Source organism: Streptomyces sp. NPDC058701 (assembly GCF_042715295.1).
Lineage (GTDB): Bacteria > Actinomycetota > Actinomycetes > Streptomycetales > Streptomycetaceae > Streptomyces.
Map to the genome: position 1 here is coordinate 1 of NZ_JBHXSY010000031.1, position 22,317 is coordinate 22,317.

Here is a 22,317-nt window from a genome sequence, read left to right on the forward strand (position 1 = left end):
CCCCCGGACCGGTCGGTCCGGGGGCGCCCCCGTGTCGTATACGAAAAGCGGGTGAGCGGCTGATCCGCTCAGCGCATCTTTCCGCCGCGCGGCATCTTCATGCCCTTGGGCATCGGGCCCTTCGGCAGCGGCATGTTGCTCATGAGGTCGCCCATGGCCCGCAGCTTGTCGTTGACCTGGGTGATCTGGGGGCCGGCCAGCACGCGCGGCAGCTTGAGCAGCGTGGTGCGCACCTTCTTGAGCGGCACCTCGTTCTCGCCCGTGCCCACGATGAAGTCGTGCACCGGCACGTCCGGCATGATCCGGGCCATCTTCTTCTTCTCGTTCGCGAGCAGAAGCTTGACCCGGTTGGGGTTGCCCTCGCCGATCAGCACCACACCGGCCTTGCCGACGGCCCGGTGGACGATGTCCTGGCTCTTGTTCATCGCGATGGCCGGGGTGGTCGTCCAGCCCCGTCCCACGTTGTCCAGTACGGCCGCGGCCGCGCCCGGCTGTCCTTCCATCTGCCCGAAGGCAGCGCGCTCGGCCCGTCGCCCGAAGATGATCGCCATTCCGAGGAACGCCACCAGGAAGCCCAGGATGCCCAGGTAGACCGGGTGGCCGATCAGGAAGCCGATCGCAAGAAAGACACCGAAGGTGACGATTCCCACGCCCGCGACGATCAGACCGACCTTCGGGTCGGCCTTGCGCGTCATCTTGTACGTCAGGGCGATCTGCTTCAGTCGCCCGGGGTTCGCAGCAGTCTCTGCGTTTGACTTCCTCGCCATAGGGCGAGTTTACGTGGCCTGAGGGGTACGGGTAGCCGCGGCCTCAAGTACGTGTTCGGTTTCGACCCGGTCCTTGGCCCTGCGGCGGTCCTCCAGGACCGCCGTCCAGGCGTTGCGGCGGGCACCGCTCATGAGCAGGGACTCGACGCCCCGGAAGGCGTCGGTGAAGGAGGGAATGGCGATGGCGCGTACGGGCGCGGCCTGCATGATGTCGATCCCTTTCACGGAAACACGTCGGCAGAGCGGTTGCGGTGCGTGGGTCCAGCGTCACTGAACGGTGTTACCAGGGCATGACCGGCCCGTCAAATGTGATGGACACGTTGCAAACACGCGGACGCGGCCCGCCGGGCACTCTTCCCTGAAAAGAGCCTAGGGGCCGCGTCGACACGGTGTTACTGATTGGTAAGACTTTGTGCGCGAATTCACACAGTCCGTGGGGTAGCGCGCGTCACACCCGCGCCGCGCTCCCGCCGCACCTACACCTCGGCGTGGCTGCGCTTCTCCATCGCCTGCTGGTACAGGCGGCCGGCCCGGTACGAGGACCGGACCAGCGGGCCGGACATGACACCGGAGAAACCGATCTCCTCGGCCTCCTTGGCCAGCTCCACGAACTCGGCGGGCTTCACCCACCGCTCGACGGGGTGGTGCCGCGGCGAGGGCCGCAGGTACTGGGTGATGGTGATGAGCTCGCAGCCCGCCTCGTGCAGGTCCTTCAGGGCCTGCGAGACCTCTTCGCGCTCCTCGCCCATGCCGAGGATCAGGTTCGACTTGGTGACCAGGCCGTAGGCGCGGGCCCGGGTGATCACGTCGAGCGAGCGCTCGTAGCGGAAGCCGGGGCGGATCCGCTTGAAGATGCGCGGCACGGTCTCGACGTTGTGCGCGAAGACCTCGGGGCGGGAGGCGAAGACCTCCTCCAGCAGCTCCGGGACCGCGTTGAAGTCGGGGGCCAGCAGCTCGACCTTGGTGTGGCCGCTCTCGCGGCCCGCCGTCTGCTCGTGGATCTGGCGCACGGTCTCGGCGTACAGCCAGGCACCGCCGTCGGCCAGGTCGTCGCGGGCGACGCCGGTGATGGTGGCGTAGTTCAGGTCCATCGTGACCACGGACTCGCCGACACGGCGCGGCTCGTCCCGGTCCAGGGCCTCGGGCTTGCCCGTGTCGATCTGGCAGAAGTCGCAGCGCCGGGTGCACTGGTCGCCACCGATGAGGAAGGTGGCCTCGCGGTCCTCCCAGCATTCGTAGATGTTCGGACAGCCCGCCTCCTGGCACACCGTGTGCAGTCCTTCGCCCTTCACCAGGGCCTGCATCTTGGTGTACTCGGGGCCCATCTTCGCCCGGGTCTTGATCCACTCGGGCTTGCGCTCGATGGGCGTCTGGGCGTTACGGACTTCCAGGCGCAGCATCTTGCGTCCGTCGGGTGCGACTGCGGACACGACCGGCTCCCTGTGACTTCGATTCTTCGGCGCCCACCAGGGTACGCCCGTAATTTCGTACGCTCTTCACTCCGCCAACCTGGAGGCTGGCGGACGCATTCCCGCAGGCGGTCAGCCGGCGGCGGGCTCGGTCTCGCGGGGGCGCAGCTCGGCGTGCTCCAGGACGTCCTTCAGGTGCCGCTCGATCACCGGCAGCACCTCCGCGATGGTGATCTCGCGGCCCAGTTCGTACGAGAGCGAGGTCACACCGGCGTCCCGGATGCCGCAGGGCACGATCCGGTCGAACCAGGTGTTGTCGGGGTTCACGTTGATCGCGAACCCGTGCATCGTGACGCCCTTGGCGACCCGGATGCCGATGGCGGCGAGCTTGCGGTCCTCGCGGCGCTGGCCGGCGTTGGACGGGGCGTACTCGGGGCCGTTCAGCCGGGCGTCGAACTCGTCGTCGTGCAGGCGCGGGTCGAAGTCGAGGGAGAGCCCGCCGACCAGCGGGCGGTCCTCCACCGGGTCGCCCAGCACCCACACGCCGGAGCGGCCCTCGATACGGGTGGTCCGAAGCCCGAAATCGGCGGCGGTGCGGATCAGCGCGTCCTCCAGGCGGCGCACGTGGGCGACCACGTCCACCGGGCGGGGCAGCTTCATGATCGGGTAGCCGACCAGCTGGCCGGGACCGTGCCAGGTGATCTTGCCGCCGCGGTCCACGTCGACGACGGGGGTGCCGTCGAGCGGGCGCTCGCTGGGGTCGGTGCGCCGGCCGGCGGTGTAGACCGGCAGGTGCTCCAGCAGCAGGCAGGTGTCGTCGACCTCGTCCGCGAAGCGGGCGGCGTGCACCCGGCGCTGTTCCTCCCAGGCCGCCGTGTACTCGACGGCTTCCGGCCCGAAGCCCAGATGGACAAACTCAAGCTCAGCCACCGCGGCGCCTCCTCGTTGAACCTGCTGTGTGCACGTATCGCACCAGCCAAGGGTACGGCGGTCCACGCGGGCCCCTTCAGGGCCCCGGACCCGGACCCGCGCGCACCGGTGCGGCGGCCGGTACGGGTGCCTGCGGCGGGGGTCCCGGGAGCTGCCGGGACCGGAGACGGCCCTTCGGCGGGCGGTCCGGGTCCTCGTCGGCGCGCGGCAGCCGGCGGTGTCCCTCGGCGTGGTCGTTCACCCAGCCGCACACCCCGCACGCGTACCGCCCGTCGAGCCCGGCGATGTGAGTGCCGCAGCGGCGGCACTCCGCCTCGGTCAGCTCGGACGGCGGCAGCGGAGCGGCGGACTCGGGGCGCTCCGCCGCGGGGTGGGCCCCGAGGGGCCGACGGGTCATGCGCGCAGCGTACGCGGACGAAGGGCCCGAGTCCGTAAAGGGACCCACCGATTCTGCACACGATCGGATGAATGTGGGGCAGACAGGGCGGTCTGAGGGGAGTTCGCCGCTACATTCACGCCGTTCACAGGGCCGGGACCCCGGTCCGTCACGTCAGGAGACCGTGGAGCCGATGACGGAACGACCTGCCCAGCGCGTCCCCAACCGGCAGCTCGCGGCGCTGATCGAGGAGGCCGGGTTCTCCAACGCCGGGCTCGCCCGCCGCGTCGACCAGCTCGGTCTGGAGCACGGTCTCGATCTGCGGTACGACAAGACCTCCGTGACGCGGTGGCTGCGCGGGCAGCAGCCCCGCGGCACCACCCCCGCGCTCATCGCGGAGGTCTTCACCCGGCGGCTCGGCCGGCGGCTGTCCGCCCAGGACCTGGGGCTGGACGCCTGCGCGCCCGTGTACGCGGGGCTGGAGTTCGCGGCCACGCCCGAGGAGGCCGTGGACATCGCCGCCGGCCTGTGGCGCAAGGACTCCGGCTCGCACGCCGAGCTCCGGAAGATCGCCTTCACCCCGGCCGGGCTGGTGGTGCCCAGTCGGGACTGGCTCATCGGGAGGGCGGACGAGCGGGTGGGCCGCGGCGCGGACCAGGCGGCGGCCCGCGTCCCGGTCCAGGGGCGGGCCTCGGTGCCCCGGCAGCGGCAGATCGACCGCGGGCCCGGGCAGCGGGTGACCGGCGGCGACATCGCGGCCCTGAGATCGGTGAGCGAGCTGTTCCGCAGCCTGGACCACGCGTACGGCGGCGGCCACGCCCGCCAGGCGCTCGTGCGCTACCTGGAGCACGAGGCGGAGCCGATGCTCCGCGGGACCTACGGGGAGACGACCGGGCGGCGGCTGTTCTCCGCCGCCGCCGACCTGACCCGGCTCGCGGGCTGGACCTCGTACGACATCGCCGCGCACGGGCTGGCCCAGCGGTACTTCGTGCAGGCGCTGCGGCTGGCCCAGGCCGCCGCGGACCGCCCGTACGGGGCGTACGTGCTGGTCACGATGAGCCGCCAGGCGGTCTACCTCGGCCACGGCCGCGAGGCGGTGCAGCTGGCGCGGGTGGCCCAGCAGGGCGTCGGCTCGGGGCCGCCGCCGGTGGTGCAGGCGCTGCTGCACTCGGCGGAGGCGCGCGGGCACGCCGTTCTCGGCGAGGTCCGGGCGGCGACGGCGTCGCTGGTGCGGGCCGAGCGGGCGCTGGGCGCGGCGCGGCCGGGGGACGACGTGCCGCACTGGGCGCGGTTCTACGACGAGGCGCAGCTCGCGGACGAGTTCGGGCACTGCCACCGTGACCTCCAGCAGTACCGGGCCTCGGCCCAGCACGCGGAGCGGTCGCTGCAGCTGCGGGCGCCGGGGTACGCGCGGTCGCGGCTGTTCTGCCGGGTGGTGCTGGCCACGGCCCGGCTGGGCCTGGGCGAGCTGGACCAGGCGTGCGCGCTGGGGGCGGAGGCGGCGCAGCAGGCGAGCGAGATGCGGTCGGTGCGCGCGGTGGAGTACGTACGGGACTTCGAGCGGCGCCTGGAGCCGTTCCGGGACGCCTCGGCGGTGCGGACGTACCGGGACCGGGTGGCGGCGCTGTCCTGATCCGGCGGCGCCCCCGCGGGGTCCGGGCCCGGTCGGGCCGGACCCCGCGGGGGCGGTGGCTCAGGCCGCCACCGGGAGCGTGTGCGCCGGGGCGGCCGGGACCGGGATGCCGAAGTCCCGCAGGACGGCGGTGGCGGCGCGGCGGGCCGAGTGCAGGGCGCCCTGGACGGTGTTGGTGTCGCGGTGGTCCCCGCACACGTACAGCCCGGCGAGCACCCGGACCGGGCGGCGCACGTCGTACGGCGGGGGCATGGCGGGCACTGCCTCCGGGGTGTGGTGGACGGCGAGCAGCTCCCATGCGCGGGTCGGGGTCTCGTAGAGCCGGGCCAGGCGCGAGGCGACGGTGCGCGGGGGCGGCGGCGGGCCGAGCACGGTGGTGGTGACCAGGCTCCGGCCGGCGGGGGCCCGGGTCGGGTCGACGGCGCTCATCACGGCGGTGTGGGAGACGGGCCACTCGGGGGCGGCGTCGAGGAGCAGCGAGGCGTCCCGGGGCAGCGGTTCGGCGGTGGCGTGGTGCAGGACGGTGACCTCGTGGAAGGCGGGCACGCGCAGGCCGGGCAGGAGCCCGGCGGCGGCGCGGGCCCCGGTGGCCAGGACGACGGAGCGGCAGCCGAACTCGCCGTGCTCCTCGGTGGTGACCAGGTTCGTCGCCACCGACCGGACCCGGACCCCGGTGTGCACGGTGCCGGGTGGCAGGGCGGCGGCGAGCAGGCCGGGCAGGGCCGCGGCGCCGCCCTCGGGCACGGCGAGCCGGCCGCGGGCGAAGGTGCGCAGGGCCAGGTCGGCGACGCGGCTGGACGTGGTGAGCTCCGGATCGCGGAGCAGGGCGGCGAGCAGCGGCCGCAGGACGCCGTGGACCGTGCGGGGCGGCAGGCCGCGGGAGCGCAGGGCGGCGTGCGCGGTGCGTTCGGGCCGGGCGAGCAGCTTCTCCTCGGGCAGGGCGGCGAGCCGGCCGAGGGCGGCGCTGAGCCGGGCCTGGTCGAGGGAGCCGCTGGCCAGGGCGCGGGCCGGGGTGAGGGCTCCGGCCCGCAGCTGTTTGCCGTCGGTGTGGACCAGGACGCCGGGCGCGAACGGGCGCAGGGTCAGGGTCTCCAGGCCCGGGGTGCGGGCCAGTTCGGTGTACGAGGTGTTGAGCAGCTGGCCGATCCGGTCCAGCCGGAACCCGTCGGCCGACGTGGTGGCCATCCGCCCGCCGGGGTCGCCCGCGGCCTCCAGGACGGTGACCGTGACCCCCGCTGCGATCAGGTGCTGCGCGGCCGCGAGTCCTGAGACTCCGGCTCCTACGATGACGACGTCCGCATGGTGTGCGGAATGGTGTGAGCTGCTGAGCACGTGCCCCTCCCCGAGGTCGGCGCGGCTGTGTCTCCCCGTCCTTCCCCCAACCGGCTCCAGCGGAACCCAGGTTGGTTGGAGTATTACGGTCAACTCCGGTCGCACGGCGGTCGCATACGGGTCACGAACGGTCGCACGGCGGTCGTACGCCAGCCGTTAGAGGGCGGCGCGGATCGCCTGCTCGATGCCGGGGTCGCGGAAGACGAAGCCGGACTCCAGCAGCCGGGCGGGCCGCACCCGCTGGCTGCCGAGCACGTCCTCGGCGAACTCCCCGAGCACGGCGCGCAGGGCCACGGCCGGCACGGGCAGTACCGCGGGCCGGCGCAGCACCCGGCCCATGGCCTCGGTCACCTGACGGTTGGTCACCGGGTCGGGGGCGGTGAGGTTGACCGGGCCGGAGAGGGCCGGGGTGTCGATGATGTGGCGCAGGGCCGCGACCTCGTCGCGGAGGGAGAGGTACGACCAGTACTGCCGGCCGTCGCCCAGCCGGCCGCCGACGCCGGCCCGGAAGATCGGGAACAGCCGCGCCCACGCCCCGCCGTCGCGGGCGACGACCAGGCCGGTACGGGCGTACGCGGTACGGATGCCCGCCGCGGCGGCGGGTTCGGCGGCCGCCTCCCACTCCACGCACACGGAGGGCAGGAACCCCTGCCCCGCGGGGGCGTCCTCGTCGACCGCGCGCCGGCCGGTGTCCCCGTAGTAGCCGATGGCGGAGCCGCTGACCAGCACGGCGGGCGGCTCGTCGAGAGCGGCCGCGGCCCGGGCGATGGCGGCGGTGCCGAGGACCCGGCTGTCGCGGATCTCCCGCTTGTAGGCGTCGGTCCAGCGGTGCTCGCCGACCCCGGCCCCGGCCAGGTGGACCACGGCGGAGCACCCGGCCAGCCCGGCGGGGTCCACCTCGCCCCGGGCCGGGTCCCAGCGCGCCTCGTCGGCGGCGGCTGGCGCCCGCCGTACGAAGCGGACCACCTCGTGGCCGTCCGCCCGGAGTGACTGTACGAGGGCCTTGCCGATGAGGCCGGTGGAACCGGTGACCGCGATGCGCATGCCCCCATCCTGCCGGGTCGCCCCGCCGGCTCGGCCGAACCGGGCCGGGCCGCTCCCCCACCACCGGGCCGGATCCGGCCCCGCGCGGGCGAGGCCACACGGCGCCCCGGCCGACTCGCCCCGGCGGGCCGTGGCCAGCGCCGCGACTCGCCTCGGCGGGCCGCGGCCAGCGCCGCCGGATCGTGGCCGGGGGCCCGGGGGCGGAGTCCCGCAGGCCGGGCCGGAGGAGCGGCCGGGCCGGGTGGCGAAGGCCGCGTTCCCGGGGGCCGCCGCATTGCCTGGGCCGCATGGCCCGGACCGCCGCAGTACCCGGGGCCGCCGCATTACCCGAGGCCGCCGCAGCGCCCGGGCCGACGGGTTGCCGGGGCCCGGGGCGCCCGCGGTGGTCAGCCGGAGGTGCCGAGCCAGGTGCCCACCGCGTACGTGACCGCCATGGCCAGCGCCCCGCCCCCCACGTTCCGCAGGACCGCCCGCCCCGCCGGCGCTCCGCCGAGCCGGGCACTGACCACCCCGCACAGCGTGAGCGCGGCCAGCACCGCCGCCGCCGTGACCGGCACCCTCGCGGACGGCCCCGGCAGGATGATCGCCAGCAGCGGCAGCAGCGCGCCGACCGTGAAGGCGACGAGACTGGCGAGGGCCGCGTGCCAGGGGTTGGCGAGCTCGTCGGGGTTGATGCCCAGCTCCACCCGGGCATGGGCCCGCAGCGCGTCGCGTTCCGTCAGCTGTTCGGCGGCCTCCCGCGCCAGGTCGCGGCTCAGCCCGCGGGCCGCGAGCAGGTCCGTGAGCTCGTCGAGTTCCGCCTCCGGCTCCTCGGCCAGCTCGCGGCGCTCCAGGTCGAGCGCGGCCCGCTCGGAGTCCCGCTGGGAGCTGACGGACACGTACTCCCCCGCGGCCATCGACAGCGCGCCCGCCAGCAGCCCGGCGATGCCCGCCGCGAAGATCGCGGGGCGGGAGGTGGTCGCTCCGGCGACGCCGACGACCAGACCCGCGGTGGAGATGATCCCGTCGTTGGCGCCGAGCACCCCCGCGCGCAGCCAGTTCAGGCGCGTACTGATCGCCGCGCTCTGGGAGCCGCCCCCGCCCCCGTCTCCGTGTGCTTCGATGTGCGCCCGCGTCGGCGGCCTGCCCGGGGCTTCGTCTTCCGTCACGCCCCCACTGTCCCCGCTCCGGACCGTACCCGGCCACCGCACCGCCGGTCCCGGGCCCGCCGGCGGCAACCGGTCGGCGCGTGCTCCCGGGAGCCGGACGGCCCACCCGACCGCCGGTCCGGGGTGCGCGGGTCCGGTGCCGGTACCAGGGTGGAGGGGTGAGAGGCCAAAGCGAGCAGCCGGCGTGGCTGCGGGGGGAACCACCGCCGGTCTGGACCCGGATCGCCCCCGCGGCGGCCCTGGTCGTGCTCGTCCTGGCCCAGGCGCTCACCCCCGGCGACGTGGAGCTGGGGTACTTCCTGGCCGCCCTGCCCCCGGTGGCGGCCTTCGCGTACGGTCCGGCCGGAACCGCCTGCTTCGCCGCGGTGGTGCTCGTCCTGCTCGGCGCGCCGGGCCTCGGCATCGCGAACGCCCGCGGGACGGACCTGGCCACCGTGGCCGCGGTCGGGCTGCTGGGCGTCGTGATCGCCTGGGTCCGGAGGCGCCGCGACACCCAGCTGGTCACCGTGCGGACGGTGGCGGAGGCGGCGCAGCTCGCCATCCTCCCGCCGCTTCCCGAACGGGTCGGCCCGGTGCGCTGCTCCGCGCTCTACCGGGCGGCCCAGCGCGGCACCCTGGTCGGCGGCGACCTGTACGACGTACGGGCCGGGCCGTACGGGGTGCGGGCGCTGATCGCGGACGTGCAGGGCCACGGGCTGGCGGCGGTCGGCACCGTGGGGGCGCTGCTCGGCGCCTTCCGCGAGGCGGTGCTCGACGACGCGGAGCCGGTGGCGGTGGCGGCCCGGCTGGACCGGCGGCTGCTCGCGGACACCGCGCACGCGACGGACGCCTCCGCCGAGCCGCCGGAGCTGTTCGCGACGGCGGTACTGCTGGAGTTCCCGCCCGGGCAGGATCTCGTACGGATCATGTCGTGCGGGCACCCGCCGCCCCTCCTGCTGCGCGGCTCCGCGGTGGAGGAGGTGGTCGTGGAGCCGGGGCCTCCGCTGGGCCTGGGCCTGGGCGTCGCCGGGCCGGCCGAGCTGGTGACGGTCGAGCTGCGGCTGCGGGCCGGGGACCGGCTGCTGCTGTACACCGACGGCGTGACGGAGGCCCGGGACCGGGGCGGGCACTTCTACCCGCTGGCGGCGCGGGTGCCCGTGCTGGCACGGGACCCGGAGGGGCTGGTCCGGGCGGTGTGGCGGGACCTGGCGGCCTTCACGGGCGGCGGCCCGCCCGACGACGTGGCCCTGCTGCTGCTCTCCCCGGACGGGGCCGGCCCCGACTCCGGCCCGGATTCCGTCCCCGAGGCCGACGCCGACGACGGCCCCGACCCCATGTGACCGCCCCGTACTGATCATGTGACCGGACGATGACAAAGGACCCATTTGCCCGGTTTCTGTGGTGGGCTGGGCCCTGTCGTCCCCACACCCGGCGGAGAGGAACCCCCGATGCACGCACCGCACAAGCACCGCAGGCGGATAGCGGCGATCACGACGGCGGCGGCCGTGACGGCCGCCGTAGGCCTGTTCTCCGCCGCCGTCTTCGGCGCCCCGCTCGCCGGGGCCGGTTCCGGCGCCGGTACCGGCGGGCGCGTCGCGATCGAGGCACCCGCACGGCCGACGGCGGACGGCGGCGAACCGGCACCGCCCGCCGGCACCGGAACGGTCGAGGCGTTCGGGGAGCCGCTGCCGTGACCCAAGGCCCCGACGGCCCCACCCGGCACCCGGCACCGGGCCGCGCCCGGCGGGGCGAACGGCGAGGGCGGGCGCTCCCCTACGCCTCCTTGATGAAGCTGCGCACCAGTTTGCAGGTGACGTTCGAGGGGCGGTGGATGCCCGTCCGGACGGCCATCGTCCGGATCTTCCGGTTGGTGGCGCGCCGTGCGTCGTACGTACCCGAGTCGAGCAGGAATATCGCCAACCGCATCGCCTTCAGACGGCGGTTGTGGCTCTCGTACCACTCGCGGGGCAGGCCCGCCGGCAGCGGCTTCTTCTTGACGTGCTGAATGGTGGTGGCAGTGGCCATCTACAGCCTCCCAAACGGTAGTTGGCTTCCTGTCGTTCTCCTTCGATTTTACCGGGGACCACTGACAAAAGCCCCTGGCCAGACCAGTCCTGCTTAAGGTTGGCGGCATGGAGATCTGGATCAATCCCGCCTGTTCCAAGTGCCGCGCCGCGCTGACGCTGCTGGACGCGGAGGGCGCCGACTACACCGTGCGCCGCTACCTGGAGGACGTGCCCTCCGAGGACGAGATCCGCGCGGTGCTCGGCCGGCTCGGGCTGGAGCCGTGGGACATCACGCGCACCTCGGACCCGCTGGCGCGCGAGACGGGCGTACGGGACCTGCCGCGCGAGACGACCGAGGCGGCCCGGGGCCGCTGGATCGCCCACCTGGCGGCCCACCCGAAGCTGATCCAGCGCCCGATCATCACCGCCGAGGACGGCACGGCCGTGATCGCCCGCTCCGACGAGGCCGTCCGCGAGGCGCTGTCCCGCACCGCCTGAGGCCGCGCCGCTCAGAGCGGGGCCCCGCCGGTCAGCCGCCGGGCGATTTCCGCGGCGGCCGTCAGCGGCAGCCCGTGGTGGGAGACCCCCCGCAGTACGCCGACCCGCGCACCCGGCAGCGCCGCCCGTGCGGCCCGCGCCGCGCGCTCCGCGTCGTGGCAGCGCGCGGCCGCCGCGAAGAGGACGTCGACCCGGGGCCCCCGCGGCCCGCCGAGCCCGGAGAGGTCCGGGCGCGGCCCGGTGACCGGCCGGACGGTACGGAAGTCGGCGGTCCGCTCCTGGAGGCGCAGCCAGGCCGGGTCGAGGGCGGCTCCGCCGGTCTCCCAGGCGAGGAACGAGCGGATGCGCCCGGGGGTGGGCGCGGCCAGCACGGGCAGGGCGCGCAGCACGTACCCGGGGCGCAGGCCGGTGAAGATCCGGGTGGGGTCGAGCAGGACGAGCCGGCTCAGCCGGCCCGGTCGCCGGGCGGCGTGGTGGGCGGCGATCCAGGCCCCGTACGAGTGCCCGCCGAGCACCACCTGCCGGGACCGTCCGCTCCCGGCGGCCCGGCCGTCGGGCGGGGTGCCGTCCGAGGCCCCGCCGAGGATGCCGTCGAGGACCGCGTCGAGCCAGTCGACGAGGTCCCCGGCGGACCGGACCGGCCGCCCCGGCGCCGGCACGCTCAACCCGGGATCCCCCATCAGGTCCACGGCGTGCACCCGGTGGCCGAGGGCGAGCCCGGCGGCGGCGCAGGCGCCCCACACCGTGGAGGTGGCCCCGGCCCCGGGCAGCAGCACCAGCGGCGGGGCCCCGGCCGGGCCGCAGCGGTTGACGCGGGTGGGGCCGTACGGGGTGGGTACGTCGACGGCGTCCACGGGGTCGGGCCACCCGCCGAGCACCTCGTCGTAGGCGGCGCGGAAGGACGCGGCGGAGCATTCCGGGGACGACGGCTCGGGGGACGGCTTGGAGCGATCGGGAGAGCGATCGGGGGGCGGCTGCGCCGACGGATGCGGCGACGGATGAGACGACGGTTCCGGCACGACGGCCTCGCTTCATTGCCTCGGCGGGCGATAATCTCGCTGAGCGAGAGATTCTAGGCGGAGGCGACGTGGACGACAACGGGCAGGGCGAGCACGCCGGACTGATGCACCTGTTGCGGGCGGTGACCGTGGAGTTCGGGCTGCGCCAGGCGGAGTTCGCCGCCCGCAACGGCATGCACCCCACCGACGTGCGCGCCCTGATCTGCCTGCTGGACGCGGCCCGCGCGGACGAACCCGCCACGGCGGGCCTGCTGGGCGGCCGGCTGGGCCTCAACTCGGCGGGCACCACGGCTCTCATCGACCGGTTGGAGCGGCTCGGCCACGTGGCGCGCGTGCGCGACGCCCGCGACCGGCGCCGGATCCTGCTGCGCGTGGAGCCGGAGGCGGTCCGGCTGGGGCGGGAGTTCTTCGGTCCCCGGATCGACGCGGTGCTCGACGTCCTGGACGCCTTCGACCCCGCCGAACGGGACGCCGTGCGCCGCTTCCTGACGGCCGCCCTCGCCGCGTTCGCCCCGGAGCCCGGCGCATGACCGCCCCGAAGACCCCCTCCGGACCCCCGCACGCGCCCCCCGGCGCCTCCCCCGACCGCGCGGCCGCTGCCGGGGACCACCCCGCGGACCGCGCGGGCGCCGACCGCCCCGTCCCGGGTGCCGACCTGCACCTGGAGCTCCCCGCCGGGGGCGCCCGGCGGACCGCGCTCGCCCGGGCGCTGCGCGACGCCGTGCGCAGCGGACGGCTGGCCGGCGGGACCCTGCTGCCGCCCTACCGGGCGCTCGCCGCCGACCTGGGTCTCGCCCGCAACGCCGTCGCCGACGCCTACGCGGAGCTGGTCGCCGAGGGATGGTTCACCGCCCGCCAGGGCTCCGGCACGCGGGTCGCCGAGGGGGCCGCGGCGGCCGCCGCACCGGCCGGCCCGGACGGGCCGGCGCCCGAGCCGCCGCTCCACGACCTGCTGCAGGGCAAACCCGATCCCGCGTCGTTCCCCAGGGGTCCGTGGGCGGCCAGCGCCCGCCGGGCGCTGGCCGGGGCGCCGACCGAGGCCTTCGGCCCGGGCGACCCGCGGGGGCGCCCGGAACTGCGGCGCGCGCTGGCCGCGTACCTGTCCCGGGCACGGGGCGTGCGGGCCGGCCCCGAGAACGTCGTGGTCTGCTCCGGCTTCGCGAACGGGCTGCGACTGCTCGCCGCCGTACGGCCGCGGGAGTGGGCCGTGGAGGCGTACGGACTGCCCTTCCACCACGGCATCCTCGACGCGGCCGGGGTCCGCCCGTACCCCGTCCCGGTCGACGACGACGGCGTCCGGACCGGTGAGCTGCCCGGCCGGGCCCGTACGGCGCTGCTCACCCCGGCGCACCAGTTCCCGACCGGCGGCCGGCTGCTGCCCGCACGGCGCGCGGCGGCGGTGGAGTGGGCCCGGAGCACCGGCGGAGTGATCGTGGAGGACGACTACGACGGGGAGTTCCGCTACGACCGCAAGCCGGTCGGGGCCGTCCAGGGGCTGGCTCCCGGGCACGTGGTGTACGCGGGCTCGCTCAGCAAGAGCCTCTCCCCCGCGCTCCGCCTCGGCTGGCTGGTCCTGCCGGACCACCTGGTCGAGCGGGTCCTGGCGGCGAAGGGCCTGCGGGAGTCCTGGGCGAGCGCGCTGGACCAGCTGGCGCTGGCCGACTTCATCGAGTGCGGTGCGTACGACCGCCACGTCCGCCGGATGCGCGGGCGCTACCGGGACCGGCGCGACCAGCTCGTGTCCGTCCTGGCCGAACGGGTACCGCAGGCCCGGGTCACGGGCATCTCGGCGGGGCTGCACGCGGTGGTGGAGCTCCCGCCGGGCGGCGAGTCCCCGGCCCTGGCGGCGGCCCGCGCGGCGGGCCTGGCGCTGGACGGCCTCTCCTCCTACCGGCACCCGGCGGATCCGGCCCCGGCCCGCGAGGGCCTGGTCGTCGGCTACGCGGCGGCGCCGGACGCGGCGTTCGCGCGGGCGCTGACGGCGCTGGCGGACACGCTGGCCGACGTACGGGCCGGAACGCGGGGCGGCCCGCACTGACAGCGCCCTCACACGGAATCCCTCTAGGGTGATCGCATCATCAAATCCCCCCGTACCGCATCAAAGGACCCGGAGTGAACGAGCATCAGCACCCGCAGCCCCTACCCGGCGGGGCGCCGCTGCCGCCACCGCGGCGGGGCGCCGACTGGATGTTCGGCGGCGTCTACGGAACGGTCCTGGCCAGCGGTCTGCTCGCGGCTCTGGACCAGAAGGGCGGGGAGTACACGCCGTTCTACGACGCCAGCTGGGTCCTCGTGACCGCTGTCACGGCCGGCGCCGCGCACGGCTACGCGCACCACATGGCCACCCACCGGGTCGGCGGCCCCGGCCACCGGTGGCGGCTGCTCGCGGTGGCGCTGTGGAACGAGTGGCCGATGGTCGTGGCCACCCTCCCCACGGTCCTGCTGCTGGTCTGCGCGGGCCTCGCCGACTGGGAGTCGTACGGGGTGACCGCCGTCGGGCTCGGCCTGAACGCGGCGCTGCTGTTCGGCTGGGGCGCGTTCGTGGCGGTCCGGGTCGGATACCGGCTCCGCTCCGCGCTGCTCATCGGAACGGCGGACGCCACGATCGGCCTGGCGATCATCGTGGCGAACGCCCTGATCAAGTAGCCCGGGCCTCACGCGGCCCGGGCCGGGCGCCCGCGACGGGCGCCCCGCCGGGCGGCCGTCACTCCGCCGGGAGCTGCGCCTCCGCCTCGGCCAGGATCTCCGTCAGCCGGGCCCCGAACTCCGCTCCGCGCGCGTCCGGCACACCCGTGCGGGCGGCGGTGAGCAGCGCGTCGAGGGCCCGCCCGTACGCGGCCGGTACGTCGCTCCAGCCGGGCAGCTCGTACACGCCCTCGGTGCCGCGCAGTTGCAGCCCCACCCCGGCGGCGGCCTGCGGGGCCCCCAGGCAGAGCACGGCGGTGCTGGCCGCGCCGGAGTCGTGCCGCAGCGCCAGTTGGACCACGTCGGAGGGGCCGCGGGTGGCGCTGACGGCGGTGACGTCGCCCAGGATCGGGATCAGGACGGACAGGGCGTGCGGACCGACGTCCCACAGCCCGCCCTTGGACTTGCGCCAGGGCGAGTCGGCGTACGCGCTGGGCGAGCCGTCGGGCGGGAAGACGGCGCCGAGCCAGTGGGCGGCGGCGGTGAACCAGCCCGGCCGGGCCGCCTGTTCCCGCACCCAGCCGGCGGTGGGCTCGGCGAAGCGGAGGGTGAGGAAGACGACGGAGGCGACCTGGTGGAGGCGCACCGCGTCGGCGACGGCCCGGGCGTCCCCGGGAGTCGTCGCGACGGGCTTGTCGAGCAGCAGGTGGCAGCCGGCGGCTGCCGCCCGCACGGCGAGCGGGGCCTGTACGTCCGGCGGCAGGGCGAAGGCGACGACGTCACAGTCGGCGAAGAGCGCGTCGGGGTCTTCGTACACCTTCACGCCGTGCGCGTGCGCCAGCTCGGCGGCGGCGTCCGGGCGACGGCCCCACACTCCGGCGAACTCGGAGCCGGGGTGCGCGGCGAGCGCGGGGGCATGGGTGCGGTGCGCCCAGGGACCGGTGCCCAGCAGTCCGACCCGGGGCCGGCGGCCTGCGGGGGCCTGGTCGGCGGCACGTTCGGCGGGACCCTCTGCGGGGTCTCCGGCAGGGTTCACATCAGACAAAATGCTCACCCGACCAGTCTGCCCCACGCGTGCGCGCGCGCTGCCACCAACCCGCACAACCCACCCGACCTGCGGGGTAAACCTCGGTAACACGGGGTTCACACACGGGCAACGGAAGGGAAATCGCGGGCGGGCACGCTGCGGTCATCACCGCAGCGATGAAGCAGCGACCAGCAGCACCCGCAGAGTCTGAGGATGGGGCCCGTGAGCTACAAGGCTGAGTACATCTGGATCGACGGCACCGAGCCGACGGCGAAGCTTCGCTCCAAGACGAAGATCCTCGGCGACGGCGACGCGCTGCCGATCTGGGGCTTCGACGGATCGAGCACGAACCAGGCCGAGGGCCACGCCTCCGACCGCGTGCTCAACCCGGTGTTCTCCTGCCCGGACCCGATCCGCGGCGGCGACAACGTCCTCGTCCTGTGCGAGGTCCTCAACATCGACATGACCCCGCACGAGTCGAACACCCGGGCCCTGCTGCGCCCCGTCGCGGAGAGGTTCGCCGGCCAGGAGCCGATCTTCGGCATCGAGCAGGAGTACACCTTCTTCGACGGCGCCCGCCCGCTCGGCTTCCCCGTCAACGGCTTCCCGGCCGCGCAGGGCGGCTACTACTGCGGCGTCGGCTCGGACGAGATCTTCGGCCGCGACATCGTCGAGAAGCACCTCGACCACTGCCTCGCGGCGGGCCTGGCCATCTCGGGCATCAACGCCGAGGTCATGCCCGGCCAGTGGGAGTTCCAGGTCGGCCCGGTCGGCCCGCTGGAGGTCTCCGACCAGCTGTGGATCGCGCGCTGGCTGCTCTACCGCACCGCAGAGGACTTCAACGTCTCCGCGACGCTGAACCCCAAGCCGGTGAAGGGCGACTGGAACGGCGCCGGCGCGCACACCAACTTCTCCACGAAGGCGATGCGCGAGGACTACCGCGCGATCATCACCGCGTGCGAGTCGCTGGGCGAGGGCAGCAAGCCGCTGGACCACGTGAAGCACTACGGCGCGGGCATCGACGAGCGGCTGACGGGTCTGCACGAGACCGCCCCGTGGAACGAGTTCAGCTACGGCGTCTCCGACCGCGGCGCCTCGGTCCGCATCCCGTGGCAGGTCGAGAAGGACGGCAAGGGCTACATCGAGGACCGCCGCCCGAACGCGAACGTGGACCCGTACGTGGTGACCCGCCTGATCACGGACACCTGCTGCACCGGCCTGGAGAAGGACGGTCTGGTCTGATCCCGCAGGCCCGCCCGCCCACGGGTGGGGCCGGCCCGAACGCCCGCCGCGTCCGTGAGGAGCGGCGGGCGTTCGACGTTGCCCGTGAGCGCCACCACGGCCTGCCCACACAGCTGCCCACACAGCTGCCCACACAGCTGCCCACGATGCGATACGCGGGGCTGCCGCGGGCACGCGGAAGCCAGGGCGTATGTCTGGTATGTGACGGTGTGACGCCGGAATGAAGGCTGAATATGAGATTCCGCTCCACGAGGTGAGACGGGGTCTGCCCCGGCGGGCCGACATCTGCTTGAATGGCCGCATGGCCAGCCACTCGTACACCTCGTCAGGTCGCAGCGACCTCGAGCCGTTCTGGCCGTCTCGTCAGCATGACGATTTCGACCGGGTGTGTTGCCGCGCGAAGAACGCGCCGGCCCTCTAAAGCCTCCCGGATCTCCCACCAGAACTCTCCCGAGGCCTTCGGTCTGTGCGGTACCGACATCGATGACGTACGTGCGTCTCCTGCCGACTACTCCGCGTGAAAGAGCTGACCACTCATGGCGAACACCCGAACCCTCACTTCCGCCGCCCCCCTGACCTTCCCTCCCAGTCCGCGCCACCGGCTGCGCGCCGTGGACCGGGACGAGGTCGCGCGGGTCGTGGACCTGCTCCCCCCGGGCGCCACCTGGCTGCCCGCTCCCCAGCACACGCTGCCCACCCTGCCGGGGCAGCCCCCGATGGTCGGCTACCTGGTCCTCGTACCCGCCGACCAGCAGCCGCAGATCGCCTTCGCCCCGCACGCCGTCGCCGTCGCCGCCCCGCAGGCGCCCGAGGGCGCGGCCGGCACGAGCGGTGACGCGCTCGTACGGATCGACGCGGCGCAGCGCACCGCCGAGGTCGACGGCGAGGTGCTCGACCTGACGTACCTGGAGTTCGAGCTCCTGGCCCACCTGGTGAAGCACCCCCACCGGGTGCACAGCCGCGACCAGTTGGTGACCACGGTCTGGGGCTACGGCCACGTCGGCGACGGCCGGACCGTGGACGTGCACATCGCCCGGCTGCGCCGCAAGCTCGGCGCGACCCACCGCGCTGCGATCCAGACCGTGCGCCGGGTGGGCTACAAGTACGCGCCGTGACCGGCGGGTGCGCGCCCTGACCGGCCCGGCGCACGCACAGCAGGGCCCGTACCCACGAGGGGTGCGGGCCCTGCGGCCGTCCGGGGCAGAGGAGTTGCCGTAGAAGCGTCATGCCCGCATCAGGGGCGAGCGAGGGTGCCGGCCGCCCGGCAGGCCGGGCGGTCCCGTCGCACCTGGTAAGGCCGCCTCAACGGACCCGTCCGGCCGCCCGGCCGCCGCGGCCGCCCGAAAGCAGGCCGGGGCACCAGTGACTGCACACGATCCCGCTCGGCAACGGACAGTTCACGGCGACGCCTTACGGCACCGGGAGTGGTCACGCGGGTCCCGATGCCACGGGCTCGGTATCTGGTATGGACCTGACAAGTGCGGCTCGGCTACCGTAGCGCTCGACATTCTGTGAGAGCGCTCTCAAGCGTGCAACTCCCCCCACAACAGGAGGTCTTGTGAAACGCACCACCCCCCTGCGCGCCGCCGTCGCCGCCCTGCTCCTGACCATCGGCCTGGGCGCCGCCCACGCCGGCGTGGCCGGCGCCGTCCCGCTTCCGGAGCCCGCAGCGGCGCCGTCCGCCTCCGCCGGACTGCTCAACGCGATGGGCCGGGACTTCGGGCTCAGCGCCCCCCAGGCCGAGGAGCGACTGACCGCAGAAAAGGCCGCCGCGGCCGTGGAGAAGACCGCACGGCAGACCGCGGGTGCTGCGTACGGCGGCTCGTGGTTCGAGCCGTCCACCGGCCGACTCGTCGTCGCGGTGACCGGCCGTGCGGAGGAATCCGAGGTGCGGGCTCTCGGCGCCGACACCCGGCTCGTCCGCCACAGCGCCGCCGCGCTGGACCGCGCCAAAGCACGCCTGGACACGCTTCGCGCCCCCGCCGGTGTGGCCGGCTGGCACGTCGACCCGCGGACCAACAGCGTCGTCCTCACGGTCGTACGCACCGAGCGGGAAGCCCCCGCCGTACGGGCCTTCATCGACCGGGCCCGGGCCGGCGGCCCGGTCACCGTCGCCGAGACGGCGCAGGCGCCCCGCACGTACGCCGCGGGCACCGTCGGCGGCGACCCGTACTACACCGGCAACGTCCGCTGTTCGATCGGCTTCTCCGTGTACGGCGGCTTCGTGACGGCGGGGCACTGTGGGCAGGCGGGGGCCGCCGTGCGCGGCTGGGACGGGTCCGCGATGGGCACCTTCCAGGGCTCCTCGTTCCCCGGCAACGACTATGCGTACGTCGGCATCCACAGCGGCTGGTGGACCGTGCCGGTGGTGCTCGGCTGGGGCACCGTCCCGGACCAGCTGGTACGCGGCTCCGCCGAGGCACCCGTGGGCGCCTCGATCTGCCGGTCGGGGTCCACGACGCGCTGGCACTGCGGCACCGTCCTCGCCAAGAACGAGACCGTCAACTACAGCCAGGGCGCCGTCTACCAGATGACGAAGACCAGCGTCTGCGCCCAGGGCGGCGACTCCGGCGGCTCGTTCCTCAGCGGCGACCAGGCCCAGGGCGTCACCTCCGGCGGCTGGGGCAACTGCTCGTCCGGCGGCCAGACGTGGTTCCAGCCGATCAACGAGATCCTCGGCCGCTACGGCCTGACGCTGCACACCGCCTGAGGTCGGCACGGCGAACGGGTCCTTCCGGGCTTGAGCACCCGGAAGGACCCGTCGCACGGCTTCACACCCGGGCCGGAGTCGCGTTCGTCAGGACCGTCAGGGCGCCTCGACCGGCCGGCCACCGGCGGCGCCAAGCCCTGCGGCCGTAGCCGAACGGGCCGTTGCACCCGTCCTTGACGTCGGTAGTCCCGGCGCGGACGCAGCGTACGGGTCGACGGGCTGCGCGGCGCCGGACACCTGCCCATGGACGGGGAACGGCCCGGGGGAGGTGGGTTCGTGGCCGCGAGCCCACAGTCCGGACGCCCGAGCGGAGTACTCGCGGCGGCCGTCCGGCCGACCATCACGGGAGGCTCCGATCCGCCCTCTCTGCATCAAGCCAGCCTTAAGCGAGTGTTAAGCCGAAGGCCACGAGAGAAAACCGCAGCTCAGAGGCGCGCAGGTGTGATGCCTGACGTTGCCATGACAGTTGCCCCTCCGTAATACTCACTGCCGCCGGGCGACATCGCGTCACGCTTGAGAGCGCTCTCGAACTGCAGGCTTCACATCAAGTGCCCGGACGTGGCGGGCGGCTCCCCCACGGACGGCGCCGTCGTCCAGCGCTACCCGTCCCCTTCTGGTTGGCGGCACCCGCGCAACCGTCCTCGTGTCCGACCGCCCCCACCCGACCTCACGAATCGGCCGACCGGACAGGCCCGCCGCCTTCCCTCCTCCCCAGAACGGATCCCCACCGTGACCGCTCGCCACCAGCGAACGATGCCCCGCAGAAAACTCCTCGCCGCGACAGCGGGCCTGGCCCTGGCGGTACCCGCCGCGGCCGCCTGGTTCGAGGTGGGCGCCAACGCGTCCACCACCCCCACGCTCCCCCTCGACCTGGTCAACACCACCGGCAGCAGCACGGTGTACGCCTACGTGCTCGGCCGCGACCCCGCGGCCGGCGGCAACTGGACCTTCATCCAGGCCGACGGCTCCAGCCTGTACCACCCGCCGGCCCCGGCCAACGATCAGACCCCGCTCGGGGCCGACTGCGCCATACCGCTCAACGCGTCCGGCTCCGGAGCACGGAGGGTGACGCTGCCGCGCCTGGACAGCGGCCGCATCTACTTCTCCGTCGGCACGAAACTCACCTTCCTGATGAACCGCGGCGGGGGCCTGGCCCTGCCGTCGGTGAGCAACCCCGCCGACGCCAACGCGAACGTCCCGCACGACTTCTGCGAATTCACCTTCAACAACGATCAGTTGTACGCCAACATCACGTTCGTCGACATGGTCTCGCTGCCGATCGCCTTCCAGCTGGAGACCGGGCAGGGCACCCAGACGGTGCGCGGGCTGCCCGCTGACGGACTGTCCCGGGTCGCGGCCGCGCTACGGGCCCAATCCGCCGCCGACGGGAGCGACTGGAGCAGGCTGATCGTCACCGCGGGCGGCCGCGACCTGCGCGTACTGAGTCCCAACCTGGCGATCCGCGGCAACAGCGCCTTGTTCCGGGGATACTTCGACGGCTACGTCGACGAGGTGTGGAACAAGTACCGCTCCACCGACCTGCGCATCGACACCCAGTTCACCTGGGGAACCGTCACCGGCCGGGTGAACGGCGACGTCCTCACCTTCCCCGGAGTCGGCAGCTTCGCCAAGCCGTCGACCCTCTCCATCTTCTCCTGCAGCGACGCGCCCTTCACCACGGGCAACGACCTGATGGGCAATCTCAGCGCACGGCTCGCAGCCGCCTTCCACCGCACCACCCTGCTGGACAACGCCCACCAGCCGACCGCCGAGAACCCCGCCGCCTTCTACACCCGGCCGCGCACCAACCACTACGCCCGCATCCTTCACCAGACCACCCCCGACCACCTCGGGTACGCCTTCCCGTACGACGACGTGCACCCGGCCGGAGTCGACTTCGAGGGCAAGGTGCAGTCCGGCAGCCCCAACCGCTGGACCATCACGGTCGGCGGTGTGGCCGGCGGCGGTGGCACACCGACCCCGACGCCGACCGCCACCGCCCCGGGCGGCGGGGTCAGCGCCTTCACCACCATCCAGGCCGAGGCGTTCAACGCCCAGTCGGGAGCACAGGTCGAGGCCTGCTCCGACAACGGCGGCGGTTCCGATGTCGGCCGTCTGTCCAACGGCGACTGGCTCAAGTTCTCGGCCGTCGCCTTCGGCTCCACCGGCGCCACCCGCTTCAACGCCCGCGTCGCTTCCGGCGCCGCCGGCGGAGTCAGCGGCCTGGTCCAGGTCCGCCTCGACAGCCCCACGGCCACCCCGGTCGGCCGCTTCGCCATCGCCAACACCGGAGGCTGGCAGGCGTGGCGCACCGTCCCCGCCGACATCGCCCGCACCACCGGCACCCACGACGTCTACCTGACCTTCGACAGCGGCCAGCCCGCCGACTTCGTCAACGTCAACTGGTTCTCCTTCGCCTGAAGGGTGTCGTCACAGTGATCTGGACGTGTGGATCACGGTGTCGGGATGCGTCGCCGTGAACTGTCCGGTGCCGAGCGGGAACGTGTGCGGCCCCTGGTGCCGCGGCCTGCCTTCGGGCGGCCGCGGCTGGACGACCGGACGGTCCTTGACG

General features: G+C 74.3%; 22 protein-coding genes. 11 read left to right on the forward strand and 11 right to left on the reverse strand.

Annotated features, from left to right (window positions below; all coding sequences use genetic code 11):
• Window positions 1-68 precede the first annotated feature (68 nt).
• The 5 genes from ACFWW8_RS27260 to ACFWW8_RS27280 form a co-directional block, all read right to left on the reverse strand.
• The gene (locus tag ACFWW8_RS27260; RefSeq protein WP_267720805.1) at window positions 69-767 is read right to left on the reverse strand and encodes a DUF4191 domain-containing protein; all 699 of its coding nucleotides are present in this window, start codon (window positions 765-767) and stop codon (window positions 69-71) included.
• 9 nt (window positions 768-776) lie between these two features.
• The gene (locus ACFWW8_RS27265) at window positions 777-974 is read right to left on the reverse strand and encodes a hypothetical protein (RefSeq protein ID WP_383922370.1); all 198 of its coding nucleotides are present in this window, start codon (window positions 972-974) and stop codon (window positions 777-779) included.
• 269 nt (window positions 975-1,243) lie between these two features.
• On the reverse strand, window positions 1,244-2,197 hold the full coding sequence (lipA, locus tag ACFWW8_RS27270; RefSeq protein WP_383922373.1) for a lipoyl synthase: 954 nt from the start codon (window positions 2,195-2,197) through the stop codon (window positions 1,244-1,246).
• Window positions 2,198-2,308: 111 nt separating this feature from the next.
• Window positions 2,309-3,106: a lipoyl(octanoyl) transferase LipB gene (gene lipB, locus ACFWW8_RS27275; protein WP_386532227.1), complete on the reverse strand. Its 798-nt coding sequence runs from the start codon at window positions 3,104-3,106 to the stop codon at window positions 2,309-2,311.
• Window positions 3,107-3,182: 76 nt separating this feature from the next.
• Entirely contained in the window at window positions 3,183-3,503 is a 321-nt protein-coding gene (locus ACFWW8_RS27280) for a hypothetical protein (RefSeq protein ID WP_386532230.1), read from the reverse strand.
• 172 nt (window positions 3,504-3,675) lie between these two features.
• On the opposite strand from ACFWW8_RS27280, the gene ACFWW8_RS27285 reads away from it, so the two are divergent.
• Window positions 3,676-5,115, forward strand: coding sequence for a regulator (locus tag ACFWW8_RS27285; protein ID WP_386532232.1), 1,440 nt, complete (start codon window positions 3,676-3,678; stop codon window positions 5,113-5,115).
• A gap of 60 nt (window positions 5,116-5,175) precedes the next feature.
• On the opposite strand, the gene ACFWW8_RS27290 is transcribed toward ACFWW8_RS27285, so the two are convergent.
• From ACFWW8_RS27290 to ACFWW8_RS27300, 3 genes are all read right to left on the reverse strand, one after another.
• On the reverse strand, window positions 5,176-6,447 hold the full coding sequence (locus ACFWW8_RS27290) for an NAD(P)/FAD-dependent oxidoreductase (RefSeq protein WP_386532235.1): 1,272 nt from the start codon (window positions 6,445-6,447) through the stop codon (window positions 5,176-5,178).
• A gap of 156 nt (window positions 6,448-6,603) precedes the next feature.
• Window positions 6,604-7,491, reverse strand: a complete 888-nt coding sequence (locus ACFWW8_RS27295) for a TIGR01777 family oxidoreductase (RefSeq protein WP_386532237.1) — start codon at window positions 7,489-7,491, stop codon at window positions 6,604-6,606.
• Window positions 7,492-7,877: 386 nt separating this feature from the next.
• The gene (locus ACFWW8_RS27300; RefSeq protein ID WP_386532239.1) at window positions 7,878-8,639 is read right to left on the reverse strand and encodes a VIT family protein; all 762 of its coding nucleotides are present in this window, start codon (window positions 8,637-8,639) and stop codon (window positions 7,878-7,880) included.
• A 158-nt stretch (window positions 8,640-8,797) separates the two neighbouring features.
• On the opposite strand from ACFWW8_RS27300, the gene ACFWW8_RS27305 reads away from it, so the two are divergent.
• Complete coding sequence (locus tag ACFWW8_RS27305) at window positions 8,798-9,958, forward strand: PP2C family protein-serine/threonine phosphatase (protein ID WP_386532242.1); 1,161 nt, start codon at window positions 8,798-8,800, stop codon at window positions 9,956-9,958.
• A gap of 108 nt (window positions 9,959-10,066) precedes the next feature.
• Window positions 10,067-10,312, forward strand: coding sequence for a hypothetical protein (locus ACFWW8_RS27310; protein WP_386532244.1), 246 nt, complete (start codon window positions 10,067-10,069; stop codon window positions 10,310-10,312).
• A 79-nt stretch (window positions 10,313-10,391) separates the two neighbouring features.
• On the opposite strand, the gene ACFWW8_RS27315 is transcribed toward ACFWW8_RS27310, so the two are convergent.
• Window positions 10,392-10,643, reverse strand: coding sequence for a hypothetical protein (locus ACFWW8_RS27315; protein WP_386532247.1), 252 nt, complete (start codon window positions 10,641-10,643; stop codon window positions 10,392-10,394).
• 107 nt (window positions 10,644-10,750) lie between these two features.
• Between ACFWW8_RS27315 and ACFWW8_RS27320 the strand changes: the two genes are divergently transcribed.
• Complete coding sequence (locus ACFWW8_RS27320; protein WP_386532249.1) at window positions 10,751-11,122, forward strand: ArsC/Spx/MgsR family protein; 372 nt, start codon at window positions 10,751-10,753, stop codon at window positions 11,120-11,122.
• Window positions 11,123-11,133: 11 nt separating this feature from the next.
• On the opposite strand, the gene ACFWW8_RS27325 is transcribed toward ACFWW8_RS27320, so the two are convergent.
• Complete coding sequence (locus ACFWW8_RS27325; protein ID WP_386532252.1) at window positions 11,134-11,976, reverse strand: alpha/beta fold hydrolase; 843 nt, start codon at window positions 11,974-11,976, stop codon at window positions 11,134-11,136.
• Between the two features lie 269 nt (window positions 11,977-12,245).
• On the opposite strand from ACFWW8_RS27325, the gene ACFWW8_RS27330 reads away from it, so the two are divergent.
• The 3 genes from ACFWW8_RS27330 to ACFWW8_RS27340 all read left to right on the forward strand — a co-directional run bounded on the left by ACFWW8_RS27330 (window position 12,246) and on the right by ACFWW8_RS27340 (window position 14,787).
• On the forward strand, window positions 12,246-12,671 hold the full coding sequence (locus ACFWW8_RS27330; RefSeq protein WP_386532403.1) for a MarR family transcriptional regulator: 426 nt from the start codon (window positions 12,246-12,248) through the stop codon (window positions 12,669-12,671).
• Window positions 12,668-14,179 carry a PLP-dependent aminotransferase family protein gene (locus ACFWW8_RS27335; RefSeq protein WP_386532255.1) on the forward strand — a complete coding sequence of 504 codons (1,512 nt, stop codon included), beginning with the start codon at window positions 12,668-12,670 and terminating at the stop codon, window positions 14,177-14,179. The genes ACFWW8_RS27330 and ACFWW8_RS27335 overlap by 4 nt, the downstream gene beginning before the upstream one ends.
• 74 nt (window positions 14,180-14,253) lie before the next feature.
• Window positions 14,254-14,787, forward strand: coding sequence for a hypothetical protein (locus tag ACFWW8_RS27340; protein ID WP_386532258.1), 534 nt, complete (start codon window positions 14,254-14,256; stop codon window positions 14,785-14,787).
• Window positions 14,788-14,845: 58 nt separating this feature from the next.
• Here ACFWW8_RS27340 and ACFWW8_RS27345 read toward each other — a convergent pair whose 3' ends face one another.
• A complete protein-coding gene (locus tag ACFWW8_RS27345; RefSeq protein ID WP_386532261.1) occupies window positions 14,846-15,820 on the reverse strand; it encodes a Gfo/Idh/MocA family protein in 975 nt (324 codons plus the stop codon).
• A gap of 195 nt (window positions 15,821-16,015) precedes the next feature.
• Here ACFWW8_RS27345 and glnII point away from each other — a divergent pair, with 195 nt between their 5' ends.
• The 4 genes from glnII to ACFWW8_RS27365 all read left to right on the forward strand — a co-directional run bounded on the left by glnII (window position 16,016) and on the right by ACFWW8_RS27365 (window position 22,166).
• The gene (gene glnII, locus ACFWW8_RS27350; protein WP_386532264.1) at window positions 16,016-17,035 is read left to right on the forward strand and encodes a glutamine synthetase; all 1,020 of its coding nucleotides are present in this window, start codon (window positions 16,016-16,018) and stop codon (window positions 17,033-17,035) included.
• A 536-nt stretch (window positions 17,036-17,571) separates the two neighbouring features.
• A complete protein-coding gene (locus tag ACFWW8_RS27355; protein WP_386532267.1) occupies window positions 17,572-18,150 on the forward strand; it encodes a winged helix-turn-helix domain-containing protein in 579 nt (192 codons plus the stop codon).
• 443 nt (window positions 18,151-18,593) lie between these two features.
• The gene (locus ACFWW8_RS27360; protein WP_386532270.1) at window positions 18,594-19,745 is read left to right on the forward strand and encodes a S1 family peptidase; all 1,152 of its coding nucleotides are present in this window, start codon (window positions 18,594-18,596) and stop codon (window positions 19,743-19,745) included.
• A gap of 753 nt (window positions 19,746-20,498) precedes the next feature.
• A complete protein-coding gene (locus ACFWW8_RS27365) occupies window positions 20,499-22,166 on the forward strand; it encodes a beta-1,3-glucanase family protein (RefSeq protein WP_386532273.1) in 1,668 nt (555 codons plus the stop codon).
• Window positions 22,167-22,317 lie beyond the last annotated feature (151 nt).